At 64.4% G+C, this 19,681-nt stretch carries 15 protein-coding genes; 12 read left to right on the top strand and 3 right to left on the bottom strand.

What is annotated here, in order from left to right; all coding sequences use genetic code 11:
• Positions 1-15: 15 nt before the first annotated feature.
• The 3 genes from FSY59_RS12630 to FSY59_RS12620 all read left to right on the top strand — a co-directional run bounded on the left by FSY59_RS12630 (position 16) and on the right by FSY59_RS12620 (position 3,258).
• On the top strand, positions 16-714 hold the full coding sequence (locus FSY59_RS12630; RefSeq protein ID WP_003051491.1) for a phosphatase PAP2 family protein: 699 nt from the start codon (positions 16-18) through the stop codon (positions 712-714).
• A 285-nt stretch (positions 715-999) separates the two neighbouring features.
• Entirely contained in the window at positions 1,000-2,484 is a 1,485-nt protein-coding gene (locus tag FSY59_RS12625) for an amino acid permease (protein WP_003051494.1), read from the top strand.
• 138 nt (positions 2,485-2,622) lie between these two features.
• Entirely contained in the window at positions 2,623-3,258 is a 636-nt protein-coding gene (locus FSY59_RS12620; RefSeq protein WP_003051497.1) for a DNA-3-methyladenine glycosylase I, read from the top strand.
• Positions 3,259-3,421: 163 nt separating this feature from the next.
• Here the strand turns inward: FSY59_RS12620 and hemL are convergent, their stop codons facing one another.
• Both hemL and FSY59_RS12610 read right to left on the bottom strand, forming a co-directional pair.
• Positions 3,422-4,726: a glutamate-1-semialdehyde 2,1-aminomutase gene (hemL, locus tag FSY59_RS12615; protein ID WP_148729054.1), complete on the bottom strand. Its 1,305-nt coding sequence runs from the start codon at positions 4,724-4,726 to the stop codon at positions 3,422-3,424.
• Positions 4,710-5,678 carry a bifunctional hydroxymethylpyrimidine kinase/phosphomethylpyrimidine kinase gene (locus tag FSY59_RS12610; RefSeq protein WP_003051503.1) on the bottom strand — a complete coding sequence of 323 codons (969 nt, stop codon included), beginning with the start codon at positions 5,676-5,678 and terminating at the stop codon, positions 4,710-4,712. Before FSY59_RS12610 ends, hemL begins: the two co-directional genes overlap by 17 nt.
• 115 nt (positions 5,679-5,793) lie before the next feature.
• Between FSY59_RS12610 and FSY59_RS12605 the strand changes: the two genes are divergently transcribed.
• The 6 genes from FSY59_RS12605 to FSY59_RS12580 are packed head-to-tail and all read left to right on the top strand — an operon-like array spanning position 5,794 to position 16,331.
• A complete protein-coding gene (locus FSY59_RS12605; RefSeq protein ID WP_034399566.1) occupies positions 5,794-5,946 on the top strand; it encodes a rubredoxin in 153 nt (50 codons plus the stop codon).
• Positions 5,947-5,997: 51 nt separating this feature from the next.
• Positions 5,998-6,402 (top strand): PleD family two-component system response regulator, encoded by a 405-nt coding sequence (locus tag FSY59_RS12600; RefSeq protein WP_003051508.1) that lies wholly within the window; start codon positions 5,998-6,000, stop codon positions 6,400-6,402.
• Positions 6,402-6,764 (top strand): PleD family two-component system response regulator, encoded by a 363-nt coding sequence (locus FSY59_RS12595; RefSeq protein WP_003051510.1) that lies wholly within the window; start codon positions 6,402-6,404, stop codon positions 6,762-6,764. The genes FSY59_RS12600 and FSY59_RS12595 overlap by 1 nt, the downstream gene beginning before the upstream one ends.
• A 15-nt stretch (positions 6,765-6,779) precedes the next feature.
• Positions 6,780-7,307, top strand: coding sequence for a chemotaxis protein CheW (locus FSY59_RS12590; RefSeq protein WP_003051512.1), 528 nt, complete (start codon positions 6,780-6,782; stop codon positions 7,305-7,307).
• A gap of 19 nt (positions 7,308-7,326) precedes the next feature.
• A complete protein-coding gene (locus FSY59_RS12585) occupies positions 7,327-9,570 on the top strand; it encodes a methyl-accepting chemotaxis protein (protein WP_148729053.1) in 2,244 nt (747 codons plus the stop codon).
• 59 nt (positions 9,571-9,629) lie between these two features.
• Complete coding sequence (locus tag FSY59_RS12580; protein ID WP_148729052.1) at positions 9,630-16,331, top strand: Hpt domain-containing protein; 6,702 nt, start codon at positions 9,630-9,632, stop codon at positions 16,329-16,331.
• Positions 16,332-16,532: 201 nt separating this feature from the next.
• Here FSY59_RS12580 and FSY59_RS12575 read toward each other — a convergent pair whose 3' ends face one another.
• On the bottom strand, positions 16,533-18,023 hold the full coding sequence (locus tag FSY59_RS12575) for a deoxyribodipyrimidine photo-lyase (protein WP_043375082.1): 1,491 nt from the start codon (positions 18,021-18,023) through the stop codon (positions 16,533-16,535).
• Between the two features lie 22 nt (positions 18,024-18,045).
• On the opposite strand from FSY59_RS12575, the gene FSY59_RS12570 reads away from it, so the two are divergent.
• From FSY59_RS12570 to pyrR, 3 genes are read left to right on the top strand one after another with little or no spacing between them, the layout of a single operon-like run.
• Positions 18,046-18,645, top strand: coding sequence for a YqgE/AlgH family protein (locus FSY59_RS12570; protein WP_003051525.1), 600 nt, complete (start codon positions 18,046-18,048; stop codon positions 18,643-18,645).
• A complete protein-coding gene (gene ruvX, locus FSY59_RS12565) occupies positions 18,642-19,154 on the top strand; it encodes a Holliday junction resolvase RuvX (protein WP_003051526.1) in 513 nt (170 codons plus the stop codon). Before FSY59_RS12570 ends, ruvX begins: the two co-directional genes overlap by 4 nt.
• Positions 19,151-19,681: a bifunctional pyr operon transcriptional regulator/uracil phosphoribosyltransferase PyrR gene (pyrR, locus tag FSY59_RS12560; protein WP_003051528.1), complete on the top strand. Its 531-nt coding sequence runs from the start codon at positions 19,151-19,153 to the stop codon at positions 19,679-19,681. Before ruvX ends, pyrR begins: the two co-directional genes overlap by 4 nt.

The raw sequence follows: 19,681 nt of genomic DNA, 5'->3' as shown, positions 1-19,681 counted from the left end.
TTTCATAATCCGCACATGAGAAAACCGCCCGCGCCCGTTCCTGTGCTGAGTCAAGCCGATCAAGCCCTGCACAGGCCTGTGCATGCCCCGGCGCGTCAGCGTGGCTTTGTCTTCTGGGCCATCTGGGTGAATATCGCCACCTACGCGATCTATCCCACGGCCAACTGGCTGGCCAGCCTGCGCGATCAGCGCTATGACTTCATCACGCGCTGGGACGCGATGATTCCGCTGGTGCCGGAATTCATCTTTGTCTATTTCTCGTTTTTCCCGTTTCTGGCCCTGCCGTTCTGGCTGGTGGGCCAGCCCGATACGGCGGCGCTGGGCAAGCGCCAGGTGCTGGCCACGCTGATCTGCGGTCTGGTCTTTGTGCTGTTTCCGGCGAATCTGGCCTTCGACCGCGTGATCCCCGAGGTGGAGCCCTATCGCAGCATTTTCTCGACCATGTTCTTCGTGGACCAGCCGCACAATCTGCTGCCCTCGCTGCACATTGTCTACACGGCGCTGACCTGTCTGGCCATCTGCCAGGCGCAATGGCCGCGCGGTCGCCGCGCGCTGTGCGTGCTCATGGTGCTGTGGAGTGTGGCCATCTGCGCCTCCACCATGCTGGTGCACCAGCACCATGTGCTGGACGTGGTCACGGCATTGCTGCTGACAGCCGTGCTCTGTGTGCTGATTCGCCCGGCCGATGTGCCGCCGCAGCCACCGCGCATCTGAGCTCTCGGGGCAGGCCCGGCCCATTGCGAATCCTGCGTCAGTGATCGCTTGCATGCAGTTCTGCGGCGCTGTTCCTGCGCCCTGTGCAGGCTTCGTGAAGCACGCGACTGGCTAGTCGGTTTTGCGAAGGCTGTGCTGCCAGGCTTGCACAAAACATGCAAACGGACTGGTGATGCTGCAGGGAATCTGCGCGTTATTGGTGGAATCCCTAGGATGCCGTTTTGAACAAAAGGACCGGGCCGAAGACGCCGCACCACCAATGCGGCCAAGAGTCCGGAGATATGCATGCAGTGGCTGAAAACCAAAACCATTGAACAGGCGCTGGCCGATTCGGACGAGCCGGGCCGTCAACTTCAACGCAGCCTGGGCGCGTTCGACCTGATGATTCTCGGCGTGGCCGTGGCCGTCGGTGCCGGCATTTTCTCGGTCGGCGCGCGTGCGGCGGGCAGCTTTGCCGGGCCGGCCGTGATTTTTTCCTTCATCCTGGCGGCCGCCACCTGCGCGCTGGCCACCATGTGCTATGCGGAGTTCGCCTCCAGCGTGCCGGTCACGGGCAGCGCCTATACCTATACCTATCTGACGCTGGGCGAGGGCGTGGCCTGGATCATCGGCTGGAATCTGCTGCTGGAGATGATTGCCGCCGGCGCGGTGATCGCCAAGTACTGGGGCATCTACCTGTCCACGGTGTTTGCCACGGCAGGCGTGGACATTCCCAGCACCCTGCATCTGGGAGCCATCAGCCTGGAGTGGGGGCCGTTCTTCATCGTGGCGGTGTTCACCGGGCTGCTGATCCTGGGCACGCAGGAGTCGGCTCGGGTCAACAATGTGTTCACCCTGATCAAGATCGCCATCACCCTGTTCGTGATCGTGGTGGGCTTCACCTATATGGACCTGAAGAACTTCACGCCCTTTGTGCCGCCGGCCCAGCCGCCCGTGGCAGGTCATGGCGTGACCGCCGATGTCTGGGGCCAGCCCATGCTGGCCTGGCTGTTCGGTGCCCGCCCCAGCCAGTACGGCTGGCTGGGCGTGATCTCGGGTGCATCGCTGGTGTTCTTTGCCTTCATCGGCTTCGACGTGGTCGCCACCTCGGCCGAAGAAGTCAGGGAGCCACAGAAAACGCTGCCGCGCGGCATCTTCGGCGGCCTGGCGCTGGTGACTCTGCTCTACATCCTGGTCACGCTGGCGCTGACCGGCATGGTCCCTTATACCGAGCTGGCCAAGGCCGAGAATCCCTCGCTGGCCACGGCCTTCATCAGCGTGGGCGCCAACTGGGCCGCCCAGGTGATCGCCGTGGGCGTGCTGCTGGGCCTGACCACGGTGGTCATGGTACTGCTCATGGGCTCGGCCCGGATCCTGATGGCGCTGTCGCGCGACGGCCTGCTGCCGCGCAGCTGGAGCGTGACCTCGGCCAGGCGCAAGACGCCGGTACGCCTGCAACTGATGGTGGGTGCCGTGGTCGCGGTCCTGGCAGGGTTCACCAAGGTGGAGCTGCTGGAGGAGATGATCAACATCGGCACGCTGTCGGCCTTTGTGCTGGTCAGCATCGGTGTGCTGCTGCTGCGCAAGAAGCGCCCCGACGCCGGCACCGGCTACCGCGTGCCCTGGGTGCCGGTGCTGCCCCTGCTTTCGGCCCTGCTGTGCTTTTATCTGATGCTGAATCTGACCACGCTGACCTGGCTGCGCTTTGTGGGCTGGATGGCGCTGGGTGCGGTGATCTACATGGCCTATGGCATGCGCCATTCGCGCCTGGCTCAGTCGGATAAAAAGTGAGCTATAAACGCATGATATTGCTTGATTTCAATATGTTTTATATCTGAAATCGTTTTATATCAAGCGTAAGTAGCTATTAATAAGAGAGCTCTGCACGGAACGTCCTGCAGGGCTTTTGCATTGGTTAGAGTGCTGGGCATGAGTACCGAACCCACCGAGACCACGCCGACCCGCTCCCCCACCCAGTCCGCCGAAGATGGCCAGCAGCGCTGCCGCTGGTGTCTGGCCACGCCGGGCTATGTGCACTATCACGACCGCGAATGGGGATTCCCGGTGGACAGCGATCAGCGCCTGTTCGAGAAACTCTGCCTGGAAGGCTTCCAGTCCGGCCTGAGCTGGCTGACCATTCTCAACAAGCGCGAGAACTTCCGGGCCGCCTTTGCGGGTTTCGACTTCCGGCGCGTGGCGCAGTTCGGCGAGGCCGATGTGCAGCGCCTGCTGCAGGACGCGGGCATTGTGCGCCACCGCGGCAAGATAGAGGCCGTGATCAACAACGCCCGGCGGGCCATCGAAATGGTCCAGGCCGAAGGCACGCTGGCCGCGTTCTTCTGGCGCTATCAGCCGGCTGTGCCCTCGACGGGCACGACCATCCAGGCCCAGACGCCGGAGTCGCAATCCCTGTCCAAGGAGCTCAAGAAGCGCGGCTGGAAGTTTGTCGGGCCGACCACCATGTATGCGCTGATGCAGGCCATGGGCATGGTCAACGACCACGCGCCGGGCTGCATCACCAGAGCCGAAGTCGAGCGCGCCAGAGCCGCTTTCCAGCGGCCCTGAGCAACTGCCAGATTGCGCCCTGGCAGCTGTCCCTGGCGTGCAGCTTGCCGGGCATCGAGGGCTGGGCCAGGCTGGCCGGCTGCCGAGGTGTGGTCACCGTCTGCCGCAAAAAACAAAAAGCCCTGCAGACATAGACTGCAGGGCCTGGTGGGCGGGCTGGGAACTACAGTGTCTTGAAGACTTCGCGTGCCGCTTCAATGGTGCGGTCGATGTCTTCGTCGCTGTGCGCGGCGCTGACAAAGCCTGCCTCGTACAGTGCCGGAGCAAAGTAGTGGCCGCGCTCCAGCATGCCGTGATAGAACTTGTTGAAGACCTTGCCGTCGGTCTTCATGACCTGGGCGTAGTGCGTGGGCAGCTCGGGCAGGAAATAGAAGCCGAACAGCCCGCCTTGCCAGTCCACGCTGAAGGGAATGCCGGCGGCATTGGCTTCGGCCTTCAGGCCCTGCATCAGGTGGCCGGTCTTGAGGTGCAGCTCGGCGTGGAAGCCGGGGCGGCTGATCAGCTCCAGCGTCTTCAGGCCGCAGGCCGTGGCAATCGGGTTGCCCGACAGCGTGCCGGCCTGGTAGACGGGGCCCAGCGGCGAGAGCTTTTCCATGATCTCGCGGCGCGCACCGAACGCCGCCATGGGCATGCCGCCGCCGATGACCTTGCCCATCACGGTGATGTCGGGCGCAAAGCCTTCGATCTCCTTGGCATACAGGCTTTGTGCGCTGCCCAGGGCGACGCGAAAGCCGGTCATGACTTCGTCATAGATCAGCAGCGCGCCATGCTCGCGGGTCAGCTCGGAGATGCGGCGGGTGAAGTCCACCGAGGCGCGCACAAAGTTCATATTGCCGGCAATCGGCTCCATGATGACGCAGGCGATGTCGCTGCCCATCTTGGCAAAGGCCTCGTCGAGCTGGGCGATGTCGTTGTACTCCAGCACGATGGTGTCCTTGGCCACATCGGCGGGCACACCGGCCGAGGACGAGGCGCCGAAGGTAGCCAGACCCGAGCCGGCCTTGACCAGCAGCGAATCCGCATGGCCGTGGTAGCAGCCGTTGAACTTGATGATCTTGTTGCGGCCGGTGTAGCCGCGCGCCAGGCGCAGCGCGCTCATGCCGGCTTCGGTGCCGGAGCTGACCAGGCGCACCATGTCCATGCTCGGCACGAGGGCGCGGATCTTCTCGGCCAGCACCACTTCGCGCTCGGTGGGGGCGCCAAAGCTGAAGCCTTCGAGCACTGCGGCCTGCACGGCCTCGACCACTTCGGGGTGGCCATGGCCCAGGATCATGGGGCCCCAGCTGCCGATGTAGTCGGTGAACTGCTGATCGTTCTGGTCCCAGAAATAAGCACCTTGCGCACGCTTCACGAAGCGGGGAGTGCCGCCCACGGCGGCAAACGCGCGCACGGGCGAGTTCACGCCGCCGGGGATCACGCCCTTGGCGCGCTCGAACAGTGCAGTATTCAGATCAGTGTTTTGTGTCATGGGAAGGAATCACAAAGCCTTCAATCGGCTTGGAGTCGGGTTCGTCATCGGTGGAGTCTTCGGCCTGCTCGTCTTCGGACTCCTCGTCCTCGGTGGGCTGTGCCCAGAAAAGACGATCCGGCAGATAGTGGCCCATGCCGGGGCGAAAGCCTGCATCCAGGCTGTGGTCCAGGTATTCCAGCGCCTCCAGGGTCGCAGCACCCAGGTCGTTGCCGGTGGCCAGCAGGGCCGTGATCGCTGCGGACAGCGTATCACCGGCACCTGTGAACGTGGCGTCAAACATCTCGTACTTGCTGTTGCCCAATACGGACTGGGCCGTGGTCAGCACGTTGTCCACGAACTGGTCGGGCAGGGGGATGCCGGTCACCAGCACATAAGGCACTTCCAGTGCCTCGGCGGCCATGGCAATGTCGCGCGCCGTGGGCGCACGGCTGTTTTCCCAGTCCGGCAGCAGCCAGCGCCACAGCGTGTTGTGGTTTCCAACCAACACCGAGGTTTGAGGCAGGACAAGCTCCTTGAACGCATCGAGGTACTGATCCTGCTTGTCGTCCTCCCACCAGGACAGGTCCGGCATGTAGCTGATGATGGGAATGTCGGGGTAGTCCGAGGAGATCGTGGCAATGGCGGCCAGGTTGGCAGGACTGCCCACGAAGCCGACCTTGATGGCGGTGACGGCAATGTCCTCCAGCACCATGCGTGCCTGCTCGGTCACCGCGTCGTCGTCGAGTGCAAAGTGCTCGTAGATGCGCGCCGTGTCTCTGGCGTAGGCGCCGCAGGCCACCGGCAGCGCATGACCGCCGATGGAGGAGATGGTGGCGATGTCGGCCGAGAGTCCGCTGGCTCCGCTGGGGTCACTGCTGTTGAAGGACAGCACGCAGACGGGAGCGGATTCTGTCGCTTCTTCCTGGCGGGTGCGGCGAGGGGGGGGGGAGGAGATGGGATTCAATGCCATGGCGCACCCCAGTTTGCACCCGGGAATGCAAGGGTGGGAGCCGGGGTTGTGACTAGATACAATCGTTGCATTCTATGTGAAGCCCCTTTAAGCTGTGACTGACCCTAAAACCTGGATGTGTTTGACCTGTGGCTGGCTCTATGACGAAGCCCAAGGCTGCCCCGAACATGGAATTGCTCCGAACACCCGCTGGGAAGATGTGCCCATGAACTGGACATGCCCGGAATGCGGTGCGCGCAAAGAAGACTTTGAAATGGTGGAAATCTGAGTGCCTCAGACACTCGATTCCATTGACGACCGAATTGGGAGGGATTTCACCGTGACAGCATCTGCTGCGCCTTTGCGCGTTCTGGTCGTGGATGACAGCAATACCATCCGCCGCAGCGCTGAAATTTTCCTCAAGCAAGGTGGTTACGAGGTTCTTCTGGCCGATGACGGCTTCGATGCCTTGTCCAAGGTCAACGACTACCAGCCGCAGCTCATCTTCTGCGACATTCTGATGCCCAAGCTCGACGGCTATCAGACCTGCGCCATCATCAAGCGCAATGCGCGTTTTGCCAATACGCCCATCGTGATGCTGTCATCCAAGGACGGTGTCTTCGACAAGGCCCGTGGACGCATGGTGGGCTGTCAGGACTATCTGACCAAACCCTTCACCAAAGATCAATTGCTGCAAGCCGTACAACAGTTCGCGCTGCAAGCTGCAGATGTGGGAGCTGCATGATGACAATTCAAAAAGTTCTGGTCGTTGACGATTCCAAGACGGAGCTGATGGCTCTGAGCGATATCCTGCAAAAGCAGGGCCTGCAGGTGCGCACTGCGGAAAACGGCGAGGAAGCCATGAAGCGCCTGGCCGAAGACAAGCCAGACCTGATCCTGATGGACGTGGTCATGCCCGGACAAAACGGCTTTCAGCTGACGCGCGCCATCTCGCGCGATCCCCTGTATGCCGATGTGCCCATCATCATGTGCACCAGCAAGAATCAGGAAACCGACCGGGTCTGGGGCATGCGTCAGGGCGCACGTGGCTATATCACCAAGCCCGTGGATGCCGCCGAGCTGCAAGCCAAGATCGCCGCTCTGTAACGAGCTGCGCTGCTTATGGCGAACCGCGAAGCCCTCCGAGATCTTCAATCCCGTCTGGCCGGGCGCCTGCAGGCAGCACGCAGCGAAGGCGTCAGCGTGGCTGCCTGGCTGGCAGTGCAGGCTGGCGGACGGGACTATTTGCTGCCGCTGAACCAGGCGGGAGAGATCTTCCCCTGGACCGGCGTTCAGCCCGTCCCCTACACACAGGCCTGGTTTCTGGGCATCGCCAATCTGCGCGGTTCCCTGATGGGCGTGGTGGACCTGGCTCAGTTGCTGGGCCATGGCAATGTCCGCAATGAGCAGGAGCTGATGGATTGCAGCCTGCTGGCCTTCAACCCGGCTCTGGAGGTCAACGCGGCCCTGCTGGCCGATCGTCTGCTGGGCCTGCGTGCCGCCGACGCTTTTTCCAGGTCCGAGCCCGCGCCTGAGCACTCCCCGAGTTTCTTTGGAGCCGTCCATATCGATGCGAGCGGCCGCCGCTGGCAGGAGCTGAAATTGCAGCCCCTGTCTCAAACCGCCAAATTTTTGAGCATTCGTGCTTGAGGTTCCTGGATACAGCGCTATGTCCTTTGCACAGAAAATAAATCAGTTGTTCCGACGCAAGCCCATCGCGGCAGCCGCCAGTGGTGATAGCAGCATGATGGGAGACACGGTCGTACAGGATCTGTATGACGGCTCGCTCAACAGCGTGCAGGGGGCACCTTCCGTCTTCGGCGTCGAGGAAGCCGGTCGTGCGGACGAGCTGGTGAGCCTGCCCATTCTCGGCACGGCCACGACGGCCAAGCACCAGCGCACCCTGTTCACCCTGCTCGGTGGCTCGGTGCTGGTGCTGGTGGTGCTGTCGGCCTGGATGCTGCGCGAAGCCAGCAACTCCAACCAGCAGCTGGCGGCAACCGGCCAGGCGCTGATGCAGTCGCAGCGTCTGGCCAAGTCGGTCTCCATCGCCATGACGGGGGCCGCTCCTGCGTTTGCCGACGTCAAGGACAGCGCCGGCGTTCTGGCGCGCAACGTGCGAGCGCTGGCTGCCGGCGATTCCGACCTGGGCGTGAATGCGCTGGGCGGCGGCTTGCAGGACGAGCTCAGCTCCATCAGCACCCTGATGGAGCGCGCGGAAAAGAGTGCGGGGCTGATTCTCGGGCAGCAAAAGACGCTGACCCAGGTGGGCGACGCGCTGCGCACCATCAACCGTCAGTCCTCCGATCTGCTGGAAACCGCGGAAACCATTTCTTCGCTGAAGCTGCAGCAGGGTGCCGGTGCGGCCGAGATCTCTGCTGCCGGCCAGCTGGTGATGCTGACCCAGCGGATTGCCAAGTCTGCCAATGAATTCCAGACCCTGGAGGGCGTGAGCCCCGAGGCTGTGTTCCTGCTTGGCAAGGACTTGAACTCGTTCAAGGAAATCTCCGAAGGTCTGCTCAACGGCAGCGCCGAAATGCGGCTGTCGGCGGCACGCGATCCCCAGGTGCGTGAACAGCTCGAGACGCTGATCAAGCAGTACGACGACACGCGCACGCAGGCCAGCGCCATTCTGGGCAATCTGCAAGGTCTGGTGTCGGCCCGTGAAGCGCAGGCCAGCATCAACAACGACAGCGAACCGCTGCGTCAGCAGCTGGAGCAGCTGCAGACGGCTCTGCAGGGACTGGGCGGAGCCAGCATGCTGCAGCTGGCGCTGCTGGCCGTGGCCATTCTGGCCGCAGTTCTGAGCGGTATCGGCATCTCGCGCGTGCAGCTGCTGGACAGCCGTGCGCGCCAGCAGGAAGCCGAGCGCCATCAGGTCGATGCCCGTTTGCAGGAGCAGGAAGCCAAGCGCATCAACGACGCCAACCAGGCCGCCATTTTGCGTTTGATGAACGAGCTGCAGTCGGTGGCCGAAGGCGACCTGACGCAGGAAGCCACCGTGACCGAGGACATCACCGGCGCGATCGCCGACTCGGTGAACTACACGGTGGAAGAGCTGCGCGCGCTGGTGGGTTCGGTGCAGAACACCGTGACCCGAGTGGCCCAGACCACCGAACAGGTGGACGTCACCTCGACCGAGCTGCTGGCTGCATCGAACGAGCAGCTGCATGAAATTCGCGAGACCGGCAAGTCGATTCTGGACATGGCCGGCCGTATCAACAACGTCTCGGCCCAGGCGCAGGAATCGGCCCAGGTGGCCCGCCAGTCGCTGCAGGCTGCGGACTCGGGTCTCAAGGCCGTGCAGAACGCCATCGGCGGTATGAACTCCATCCGCGATCAGATTCAGGACACATCCAAGCGAATCAAGCGCCTTGGCGAATCGTCCCAGGAGATCGGTGAAATCACCGAACTGATTTCGGACATTACCGAGCAGACCAACGTGCTGGCGCTGAATGCCGCCATTCAGGCCGCGTCCGCCGGTGAAGCCGGTCGCGGCTTCTCGGTGGTGGCCGAAGAAGTGCAGCGTCTGGCGGAGCGCTCTGCCGACGCCACGCGACAGATTGCCGCGCTGGTGAAGGCGATTCAGACCGATACCCAGGATGCCGTGGCCGCCATGGAGCGTTCTACCCAGGGTGTGGTTGAAGGAGCCCGTCTGTCCGACTCGGCGGGTACCGCACTGTCTGAAATCGACAGCGTGTCGCGCCGACTGGCCGAGCTGATCGAGCAGATTTCCCACTCCACTTCGCGTGAAGCCAATATGGCCAACGGCGTGGCGGAAAACATTCAGCACATTTTTGCCGTGACCGAGCAAACCGGCGAGGGCACTCGTACCACGGCACAGCAGGTGCGCGAGCTCTCCCATATGGCCGAAGAGCTGCGTCAGTCCGTTTCCCGATTCAAGATTGCCTGATTTGACTGGCTCTTTCTCTCGTAAAAATGCACGACCCTTGAGGGTTAAGGAACTAGAGCATGTCAGTGGTTGACGACTCGCCAATACGTGCAGCCATGTCTGCAACAGCAGAGCAGGATCTGGGGCCGCTGGCCTGGGTGCTCGATGAAGTGCGCAAGTCGCTGGAGGCAGCGTCCAAGGCGGTGAACCGTTTCATGCGCGATGCGGATGCAGCCCGTTTGTCTGATCTTGAGGAGTTGGATACATCGGCGCTGCGCATTGCTCGCCAGCAACTGCACCAGGCCTGCGGCGCCCTGGAGATGGTGGGCGTCACCGCTCCGGCGCAGGTGATGCGCAGCATGGAAGCTGCGGTCAACCGCTTCGTGCAGCGCCCCGAATACTGCACGCAGGAAGCGGCGACCACGCTGGAGCGCACGCATTTTGCGCTGATGGAATTCCTGGAGGCCGTGCTGGCCGGTCAGCAGGTCTCTGCCGTAGCCTTGTTCCCCCAGTATCGTGAGACCCAGGTGCTGGCCGGCAACGACAAGGCACACCCGGCAGACCTGTGGCCTGCGGAGCGCCGTGCGCGCGAGCCCCGCTGGAGCGGAGCCATGCCCGAGCCTCTGGCCTATGGCCCGCATGCACGCGCCATGCTGGACGGCGTGGTGCTGCGCATGGTCAAGAGCGACGACCGGGAGGCAGCTGCGCAGATGTGCGAGCTCTGCCGGCGCTTTGCCGCCGCTCAGTCCGAAGATGTGGCAGCGCGCAGTTTCTGGAAGATTGCCGCAGCTTTCTTTGATGCTCAGGCTCGCGGTCTCATCACTGCCGACATCTACGTCAAGCGCATGGCCTCGCGCGTGCTCATGCAGTACGCCAGCATGGCCAAGGGCGACAGCCTGCCGCCCGCCCGACTGCTGCAGGATTTGATGTTCTTTTGCGCGCAGGCCAGGCCCCGCGAGCAGGCCGGCGAGAGCCTGAAGGCCGTGCACGAGGCCTATGCCATGGAGCACATGCCGGTGGTGGACTACCACGTGGCGCGCTATGGGCGTTTCGATCCCTCGGTGCTGGTGCAGGCGCGCAAGCGCATTGCGGCCGCCGCCGAAACCTGGTCAGCGGTCGCCGGTGGCGACCGCAGCAAGATCCGGTCCATGGCCGAGCAGTTCGGGCTGGTGTCCGAGTCGCTGGTCAAGCTGCAGCCTGTCAGCCACGGTCTGGCGCGCGCGCTGATTCGTGTCGCCGAGACGGTGGAACGCATCGGCGAGCCACCACCGGCCGAGCTGGCCATGGAGGTGGCGACCGCAGTGCTCTATCTGCAGGCCAGCTTCATGACCGCCGGGCATGACGACGAGATACAGGCCGCCCAGTCCAGCGTGCTGGTCCAGCGTCTGGATGCGGCGCTGCATGGCGCGCAGTCCGAGCCGCTGGAAATCTGGATGGAGGAGCTCTACCGTCAGGCCAGCGACCAGCAGACCATGGGATCGGTGGTGGGCGAGCTGCGCATCACCCTGGGTGAGGCCGAGAAGCAGCTGGATCTGTTCTTTCGCAACCCCTCCGATACCTCGGTGCTGGCCTCGGTGCCGGGCCAGATGGCGCAGATGCGCGGCGTGCTGTCGGTGCTGGGCTTCGAGCAGGCCGCGACCGCCATGCAGCGCATGCGTGACACCGTCGAGCATCTGATGCTCGGCGAGGTGACGATCGAGAATCAGCCCCGTATCTTCGAGAAGCTGGGCAGCAGTCTGGGTGCCATGGGCTTTCTCATCGACATGCTCAGCTACCAGCGCAATATGGCGCGCAAGCTGTTTGTCTATGACGAGGAAAAGGACGAACTGCGCATCGTCATGGGTCACAGCCGCAGTCGCGGCCCCGAAGCTTTCCGGCCGACCGTGGATATTCCCATGGAGGGCGTGCCGTCTGCGCAGCCTGCGGCCGCAGCGGTTGCCACAGCGGCCATCCCAACAGCTGCAGCGGCCATCGAGCCTTCGGTCGCTGCACCGCCGCCGCCCGCCGAATTGCGGCCTGCGGCGCAGCCGCAGCCCTTGCAGGCGCGGCTCACAGACGACGAGGACACCCCGGCCTGGGCCGCAACCGAACCAGGTGCCTTGCCCGACTTCGAGGCAATGCCTGCACCTGTTGTGGCCGAGCCGGCGGTGGCAGGCTCCGATGCCCTGGCCGATGCCATGGCCCAGGTGTTTGCGGACATGCAATCGGGCAGGCCGGCAGCGGATGATGCCGTCACCGCCTCCCATTCCGGCCAGGATCTGGCCGGCCCGAGCAGCGCAGCAGTTGCTGCGACAGAGCCCCTGTCTGCGTCCGCCGAGCTGAGTGCCGAAGCGCTGGACGGCGACGATGAACTGCTGTCGATCTTCCTGGAGGAAGCCCGTGAAGTCGTGGATAACGGCTTGCAGGCCCTTCAGGCTCTGGCCGATGAGCCCGGCAACCTGAGCGAGCAGACCACGCTGCGCAGGGCGTTTCACACGCTCAAGGGCAGCTCGCGCATGGTGGGGCTGGATGAATTTGGCGAAGCCGGCTGGGCCATGGAGCAGATGCTCAATGCCTGGCTGGCAGAGCAGCGGCCCATGCCGCAGGCCATGCAGCAACTGGCTCAGGATGCCCTGAAAGCCTTTGCCGCCTGGGCCCGGGATATTGAGAGCCGGCAGGCGCAGAACTGGTCGGCCACGGCCTTCCGAGCTGCCGCCGACGCCATGCGTCTGCAGGGCGAGCGTGCCGACGTGGCCCTGGTTCCTCGTCGCGCGGAGCGCATGGAGCCGGTGTGGGACGCAGCCGAGGCGCAGGCCGCTGCAGCGCACGCGCACGCGCCAGTGCCAGTGCCAGTGCCGGAGCTGCCCCCCGCGCTGGCCGCCGAAGTGCAGGAGTGGCCGCAGGAGTTCGAGGCCGAGGCTGCAGAGCACGGCTCCGATGCCCTGACTGCCCGGAGCGAGCCCGCATTTGCCATGCCGGAACTGGACTTCTCCCTGGAGGAGCTGCCTTCCGTGCCCGGGCAGGAGTCTGTTCCTGAACCCGAGGCGGCAACGACCGACTTTGCCTTGCCGCAGCTGGATATTCCCGACGATCTGCTGCTGCAGCTGGCGGCCCCGGAGCTGCTCGACGCATCCGCGCTGCCCACGCTGGAGTCGGAAGGCGAGCCTGCGCCAGAGCGGACCGAAGATGCGGCTGCCGATGCTGTGATCGAGGCTCAGTCGTCGCCAGAGCAAAGCAGCAGTGCGGACGAGGTGCAGGAGCTGGACTTCGCCGCCTTCGAAGCGGCCATGCGCGAAAGCGAACAGGCTGCCATCGCCGTGCAGACCGCGCTGGAGGCGGATACGGCCCCCGTGGATACGGCCTCCGCTGAGACAGCCTCCTTTGAGACGGCCTCTGCTGAGGCGGCTTCCATGGACACGGTGGCCGAGTTGCCGTCCGCAGAGGCCGTGCTTGAGCTGGAGGCGATTGAAGCCTTGCTGGATGGCGTGCCCGAGCCAGTCATGGTCGAAGAGCCGCTTCAGGCGGCAGAGCCCGAAGTCCCGGCGACGGAGCCGTCGCCCGAGCAGACAGCCGAGCCGGACGACGGCTATCGCAATATCGACGGCCTGCGCATCAGCGCAGCGCTGTACAACGTCTATCTGAACGAAGCAGACGACTGGTCCGAGCGTCTGGGCGAGGTGTTGCAGCAGTGGCTGCAGGAGCCCGGCGAAGCCATTCCCGACGATGCGATCGCGCTGGCGCATTCGCTGGCAGGCAGCTCCGGCACCGTGGGCTTCAAGGCCTTGTCGGAGCTGGCACGTTTGCTCGAGCATGCACTGCTGCATCTGCAGCCTCAGGGCTACGCCAGCGCGCTGCAGATTCAGCAATGCCTGAGCGCGTCCGATGAGGTGCGTCGTCTGCTGCATCAGTTTGCGGCGGGCTTTCTCAAGGAGGCCTTGCCGGCCGTCGAAGAAGTGCTGCGCGAAATTCTGGACACCCCCATCGATGCCAGCGCTCTGGGCGAGTCGGTCGATCTCGAGCCAGTCGATCTGGCCGGGCTGGACGAGGCAGAGTGGCCCGAGGTGCAGGTGCTGCAGCAGCCCGCCGACCTCAAGGATTTGCCGCTGGATTTTGCCGCCGAGCTATCTGGGGAAGCGGCTTTGCCCCAGCTTTGCGATGCGGGTGCCGTGGAGCCCGCCGAGGAAGCCGTGAATGCAGCGGCCGCCGATCCGTTGCTGGATGTGGCGCCGCCTCCAGCCCAGCAGCCGCCGTACTCCATGGTGCCTGCCGGAGGCAGCGTGGAGCATGAGGCCGAGCTGCAACGCCGCATTGATGAAGCCATCGCGCTGGCGGTGCATGCCGGTGATGACGAAGACGACATCGATGTGCTCGATCAGGTCGATCCCGACCTGTTCCCCATCTTCGAGGAAGAAGCCATCGACCTGTTGCCCAAGCTCGGCGCTGCACTGCGCCGCTGGCATGGTCGTCCGGCGCTGGATGAAGCCCGTAACGAAGTCCTGCGTGCCCTGCACACCATCAAGGGCAGCGCCCGCCTGGCGGGTGCCATGCGCATGGGCGAAATGGCCCACCGCCTGGAATCGGCGGTGGAACGCATCGATCAGGAGCGTCCCGCTGCCGACGCGATAGAGCCGCTGCTGAGCAGTTTCGACGCTTTGCAGGCCAGCTTCGATGTGCTGCGCATGGCCGGCGAGCAGGAGCCCGAGCAGCCGCTGGCGCAGCTGGACGACCACCTGGCACAGGCAGCGCTGCATCTGGGTGCGGCAGAGACCGAGGCGACGCCGACCGCGACGGCTGCCGGGGCCGGCGAGAAGAGCGCCGCAGAGACCGCGCAGGCGATTCAGCTGCCGGCGCCGGTGGTGCCACGCGCCGCCTCGCAGCAGACCGTGCGCGTGCGTGCCCAGCTGCTGGACCGCCTGATTTCCCAGACCGGCGAAGTGTTGATTGCGCGCTCGCGTGTCGATGCGCGTCTGTCGCAGGCCCGCTCGGCGCTCCATGATCTGACGGGCAACCTGGAGCGTCTGCGCACGCAGCTGCGAGACATCGAGGTGCAGGCCGAAAGCCAGATGCAGTCGCGTCTGGCCCTGTCCAAGGACACGGCGGCCGGTTTTGACCCGCTGGAGTTCGACCGCTTCACGCGCGTGCAGGAGCTCACGCGCATGATGGCCGAGTCGGTCAACGACGTGGCCACCGTGCAGCGCAATCTGCAGCGGGATCTGGCGGCAGCCGAAGACGATCTGGTGGCCCAGGGCCGGCAGGCGCGCGATCTGCAGCGCGATCTGCTGCGCACGCGCATGGTGGAGTTCGACTCCTTTGCCGAGCGACTGTATGCCGTGGTGCGCCAGACCTCCAAGGAGATGGGCAAGCAGGTGCGCCTGAACATTCTGGGCGGCACCATCGAAATGGACCGCGGCATGCTGGAGCGCATGATGCCGGCCTTCGAGCATCTGCTGCGCAACTGCGTGGCTCACGGCATTGAATCGCCCGAGCAGCGCGAGGCGCTGGGCAAGCCGGCTGTCGGCACCATCGAGATCGTGCTGAGCCAGGAGCGCAACGACGTGGCACTGTCGGTGGAAGACGACGGCGCCGGGCTGGACCTGGAGCGGATTCGCAGCAAGGCCCTCAGCCTCAAGCTGTGGACTGATGAGCGTCCCATGACGCTGGAAGATGCGGCGCGCCTGATCTTCGAGCCGGGCTTTACCACGGCCAGCGAGGTGACGGGCGTTGCCGGTCGCGGCATCGGCATGGATGTGGTGCGCTCCGAGGTCAACGCCCTGGGTGGTCGTATCGAGACCCATACCGAGCCCGGCAGAGGCAGCGCCTTCCGTCTGGTGCTGCCGCTGACGACGGCCGTGACCCAGGTGGTGATGCTGCGCATGGGGGCCGTGTCCATGGGCGTGCCCGCCAATCTGGTGGAAATCGTGCGCCGCGTACCTGTCGATGTGCTGGAGCAAAGCTATCGCAGGCAGGAGTTCCAGGACGGCAGCGAAGTCATGCCTTTTTACTGGGCCGGCGCGCTGTGGCAGACCTCGCTGCGCAGCGAGGAGAACCTCGGCCGCACGCGCCCGGTGGTGATTGTGCGCAGTGCCTCGCAGCGCGTGGCGCTGCATGTGGACGAAGTGCTGGGCAACCAGGAAGTGGTGATCAAGAACCTGGGCCCGCAGCTGTCGCGCCTGCCGGGCCTGACCGGCATGTCCGTGCTGCCCTCGGGTGCTGTCGTGCAGATCTACAACCCGGTGGCGCTGGCCAACGTCCATGGCGAGCATGTGCGCGCCATGCTGGCCAGGGCCGAGCAGGCGGCCGCCGAAGGCGGCCAGCAGGCCGAGGCCGGGGGTGTCGATCTGTTGGGCGCCGATGCCGCGCAGACCACGGTGCCGCTGGTGCTGGTGGTGGATGACTCCATCACCGTGCGCCGCGTCACCCAGCGTCTGCTGCAGCGCGAAGGCTACCGCGTCACGCTGGCTGCCGATGGCCTGCAAGCCATGGAGCGTCTGCAGGACGAGCGCCCGACCCTGGTGCTGTCGGACATCGAAATGCCGCGCATGGACGGTTTCGATCTGCTGCGCAATATCCGCGCCGATCAGACGCTGGAAGGCCTGCCCGTGGTCATGATCACTTCACGCATTGCCCAGAAGCACCGTGAAATGGCCCGTGATCTGGGCGCCAATCACTATCTGGGCAAGCCCTATTCCGATGAGGAACTGCTGGGCCTGATCCGGCATTACGCGCTGCAGCGCAGCGGTCCTGCACCCGAGCGCAGCCCGCTTGGCGGGCCTGCCGAGGAGCCAGGAGTGGCGGTCGAATAAGCGCTGCTCCTGATAAGGAAGCGGCTTGCGCCAGTCAGTATTGCATTTCAGGTTGATATAAGTCTGAAATGTAGGATAGGCTTGCGCAAGCCGCTTCTTTTTTTGAACGGGTGCCGACTGAGCACCTGACAGCCTCGTGTAAAGCAGCATGTACTGTGCCTTGGGGCAGGACCGTCACAGGGCCGGAAGGCAGGAGGCAGATCAGGACTCCTTCTTGAGGATTCCGTAGCGTGCCAGGGTTTTCTCCCGCGCTGCCGCATGATCCACGACGGGCAAGGGATAGTCGCGCCCCAGTGCGATGCCTGCTTCGGCCAGTTCCAGCGGCTTGGCCAGCCAGGGGGCATGCCGCAGTTTGGCCGGCAAAGGCGTCAGCTCGGGGACGTAGCGCACGATGAACTTGCCCTCCGGATCGAACTTCTCGCTCTGGGTCACCGGGTTGAAGATGCGGAACCAGGGCTGGGCATCGCAGCCCGTGGAGGCCGCCCATTGCCAGCCGCCGTTATTGGCCGCCAGATCGAAGTCATTGAGCTTTTCGGCGAAATAGGCTTCGCCCCGGCGCCAGTCCAGACCCAGGTCCTTGACCAGAAAGCTGGCCGTGACCATGCGCAGCCGGTTGTGCATATAGCCGCTGGTATTGAGCTGGCGCATGGCGGCATCGACCAGCGGGTAGCCGGTGCGGCCTTCGCACCAGGCGGCAAAGAGGGCGTCGGCTTCGGCTCCCGTCTCCCATTCGATAGCGTCATAGGCTGGCTTGAAGCTGCGTTCCACGACATAGGGCTGGTGGGCCAGGATCTGGAAGTAGAAGTCGCGCCAGATCAGCTCGCTGAGCCAGGTGGCCGCCCCTTCACGCGCTGCGGCAGACCAGTCCTCGTGGTGCGCCGCCTCATGGGCGAGCCGGGCCAGCTCGCGTATCGAGACGGTGCCGAAGCGCAGATGGACGCTGAGATAGCTGGGCCCCTTGAGGGCAGGAAAGTCGCGCGCCGCCTTGTACTGCGGCAGGCGCGGCAGAAAATCGGCCAGCAACCGGCGTGCTCCGCTGACTCCGGTGGGCAGGCGCAGGCCGGCCAGCGTGTCCGGAGCGAATCCCAGATCCGCAGCCGAGGGAATCGTGCGGCGCTCGGTGTCCGGCAGGTCGGCCAGCTTGCTCGCCAGATCGCGCTCGCTGGGGTAGGCCGAGAGATAGAACGGCGTGATTTTTCGCAGCCAGGCGTTCTTGTAGGGCGTGAAGACCGAAAACGGCGACAGGCTCTGGGTCAGCACCTCGTCGCGCGCAAAGATGCGGTGGTCCTTGAAGCGCAGCAGCAACTGCCCCTGGCTCTTGAGGCTGCGCGCCACCTGGGCATCGCGGGCAAGAGCCGCCGGCTCGTCGTCGTCGTTGCAGAAGACCGCACCCGCGCCCAGCTGCCGGGCCAGGGCCGGGATGATGTCCTGGGGCAGGCCGCGCCGCGTGATCAGCCCTGTCTGCGGGCGCCCCGTGGTCTCGCGCAGGGCCGCATCCAGCTCGGCCAGACTCTGGCAGATGAATTCCACGCGGCGGTCGGCGCGTGGCAGGGCGGCAAGAATGCTGTCGTCGAAGACAAAGACGCAATACAGCTTTTCACATTGCTGCAATGCATGATAAAGGGCCGCGTTATCGGCCAGGCGCAGGTCGCGCCGCAGCCAGATCAAGCCCACAGGGTAAGAAGGAGTCATGGATCGCCAGTAAAATCGCTGTATGTCTGCAGAATCTGCGCCTATCAACTTGACGCACCACTTCCTGATTGCCATGCCCGGCCTGGAAGATGAGTCGTTTTCGCGCAGCGTTGTTTACCTGTGCGAGCATAGCGAGCGTGGCGCGCTCGGTCTGATTATCAACAAGCCCTCCAAGCTCAGCCTGCAAGGCCTGCTGCAAAAAGTGGATTTGGGTCTCAAGCGCGATGATTTGCGCGATCAGCAGGTCTTTACCGGTGGCCCGGTACAGACCGATCGCGGCTTTGTGCTGCATGAGCCCATGGTCATCGAAGGTGCGCCCGAGAACGAATCGGCCTATGCCTCGACCATGACCATTCCAGGCGGTCTGGAGATGACCACGTCCAAGGATGTGCTCGAAGCCCTGTCGGACGGTGCCGGCCCCAAGCGCGTGCTGGTCACGCTGGGCTATTCCTCCTGGGATGAAGGCCAGCTCGAATCCGAAATCGGCGAAAACGCCTGGCTGACCGTGGAAGCCGACCCCGAGGTGATCTTCAGCACCCCGGTGGACGAGCGCTATGACCGTGCTCTGGGCCTGCTGGGTCTGCAGCGCTGGATGCTGTCCCCTGAGTCGGGTCGCGCATGAACGATATTTCCTCTTCCAACAAGGCCGCCGATGCGGCCTTTTCCTCGACTTTTTCCTCGGCCGACAATGCGGCTGCCAGGCCTGCAGCGGCGCCCGCACCGCAAAAGCCCGAGGTGCCGGCCCATTTCCAGCAGTTCCTGGGCTTTGACTTCGGCATCAAGCGCACGGGCTGCGCCTCGGGCAACCGCGTGCTGGGCGGCGCCAACCCGCTGCCCACCATCAGGGCCGACGGGGCGGATGCACGCCTGGCCGCAGTGGAAAAGCTGATCCGCGAGTGGCAGCCCAATGCCCTGGTGATAGGCGTTCCCTACCATCCCGATGGCGCGGCGCACGAGAACACGGCACGGGCCCTGAAATTCGGCCGCCAGCTCAGAAGCCGCTTCAAGCTGCCGGTGTATGAGGTGGACGAACGCTACAGCACGACCGAAGCCCTGGCGGGTGGCGCACGCGACGCCGACGCGGCTTCGGCCTGCATCATTCTTGAACAGTTTTTGAGGAGTCTCCCATGAGTGAAACCATTGCAGGAAACCAGCCGGGACAAGGCAGCCTGATCCTGGACGCCGAAGCCCTGTATAGCGAGCTGCTGCGCGGTGTGCAGCGCATCATGGGCCCCAATACCCGTCTGGCGGGCATCACCTCGGGCGGTGCCTGGCTGGTCGAGCGCCTGCACAAGGATCTGAATCTCAAGGGCAAGCCCAGCGTGCTGTCTTCCTCGCTGCACCGCGACGATTTTGCCCAGCGCGGCATGGCTTCCAGCGCTCAGACCCAGATCGCCTTCGATGTGAACGGCGCCGATGTGCTGGTGCTGGACGATGTGCTCTACACCGGCCGCACCGTGCGTGCCGTGCTCAACGAACTCTATGACTACGGCCGTCCCGCCAGTGTGCGACTGGCCGTTCTGGTGGACCGGGGAGGGCGCGAGCTGCCCATCCAGGCCGACTTTGCCGCAGCGCGCGTGGCGCTGCCGGCCGACCGTTCCCTGGCGCTGGCGCGCGACGAGAGCGGTGTTTTCCACTTCCGCATTCAAGAGGCCTGA

Source organism: Comamonas sp. Z3 (genome assembly GCF_008121565.1).
GTDB classification, from domain to species: domain Bacteria; phylum Pseudomonadota; class Gammaproteobacteria; order Burkholderiales; family Burkholderiaceae_C; genus Comamonas; species Comamonas brasiliensis.
Note: the sequence above shows the minus strand (reverse complement) of the source record. Positions and strands in the feature narration are given on the sequence as shown.

Excerpts from the sequence above, each read along its gene's own strand:
- FSY59_RS12630 (WP_003051491.1), top strand. The coding sequence starts at position 16 with ATGAGAAAACCGCCCGCGCCCGTTCCTGTGCTGAGTCAAGCCGATCAA.
- FSY59_RS12625 (WP_003051494.1), top strand. The coding sequence starts at position 1,000 with ATGCAGTGGCTGAAAACCAAAACCATTGAACAGGCGCTGGCCGATTCG.
- FSY59_RS12620 (WP_003051497.1), top strand. The coding sequence starts at position 2,623 with ATGAGTACCGAACCCACCGAGACCACGCCGACCCGCTCCCCCACCCAG.
- hemL (WP_148729054.1), bottom strand. The coding sequence starts at position 4,726 with ATGACACAAAACACTGATCTGAATACTGCACTGTTCGAGCGCGCCAAG.
- FSY59_RS12610 (WP_003051503.1), bottom strand. The coding sequence starts at position 5,678 with ATGGCATTGAATCCCATCTCCTCCCCCCCCCCTCGCCGCACCCGCCAG.
- FSY59_RS12605 (WP_034399566.1), top strand. The coding sequence starts at position 5,794 with ATGTGTTTGACCTGTGGCTGGCTCTATGACGAAGCCCAAGGCTGCCCC.
- FSY59_RS12595 (WP_003051510.1), top strand. The coding sequence starts at position 6,402 with ATGACAATTCAAAAAGTTCTGGTCGTTGACGATTCCAAGACGGAGCTG.
- FSY59_RS12590 (WP_003051512.1), top strand. The coding sequence starts at position 6,780 with ATGGCGAACCGCGAAGCCCTCCGAGATCTTCAATCCCGTCTGGCCGGG.
- FSY59_RS12585 (WP_148729053.1), top strand. The coding sequence starts at position 7,327 with ATGTCCTTTGCACAGAAAATAAATCAGTTGTTCCGACGCAAGCCCATC.
- FSY59_RS12580 (WP_148729052.1), top strand. The coding sequence starts at position 9,630 with ATGTCAGTGGTTGACGACTCGCCAATACGTGCAGCCATGTCTGCAACA.
- FSY59_RS12575 (WP_043375082.1), bottom strand. The coding sequence starts at position 18,023 with ATGACTCCTTCTTACCCTGTGGGCTTGATCTGGCTGCGGCGCGACCTG.
- FSY59_RS12570 (WP_003051525.1), top strand. The coding sequence starts at position 18,046 with ATGTCTGCAGAATCTGCGCCTATCAACTTGACGCACCACTTCCTGATT.
- ruvX (WP_003051526.1), top strand. The coding sequence starts at position 18,642 with ATGAACGATATTTCCTCTTCCAACAAGGCCGCCGATGCGGCCTTTTCC.
- pyrR (WP_003051528.1), top strand. The coding sequence starts at position 19,151 with ATGAGTGAAACCATTGCAGGAAACCAGCCGGGACAAGGCAGCCTGATC.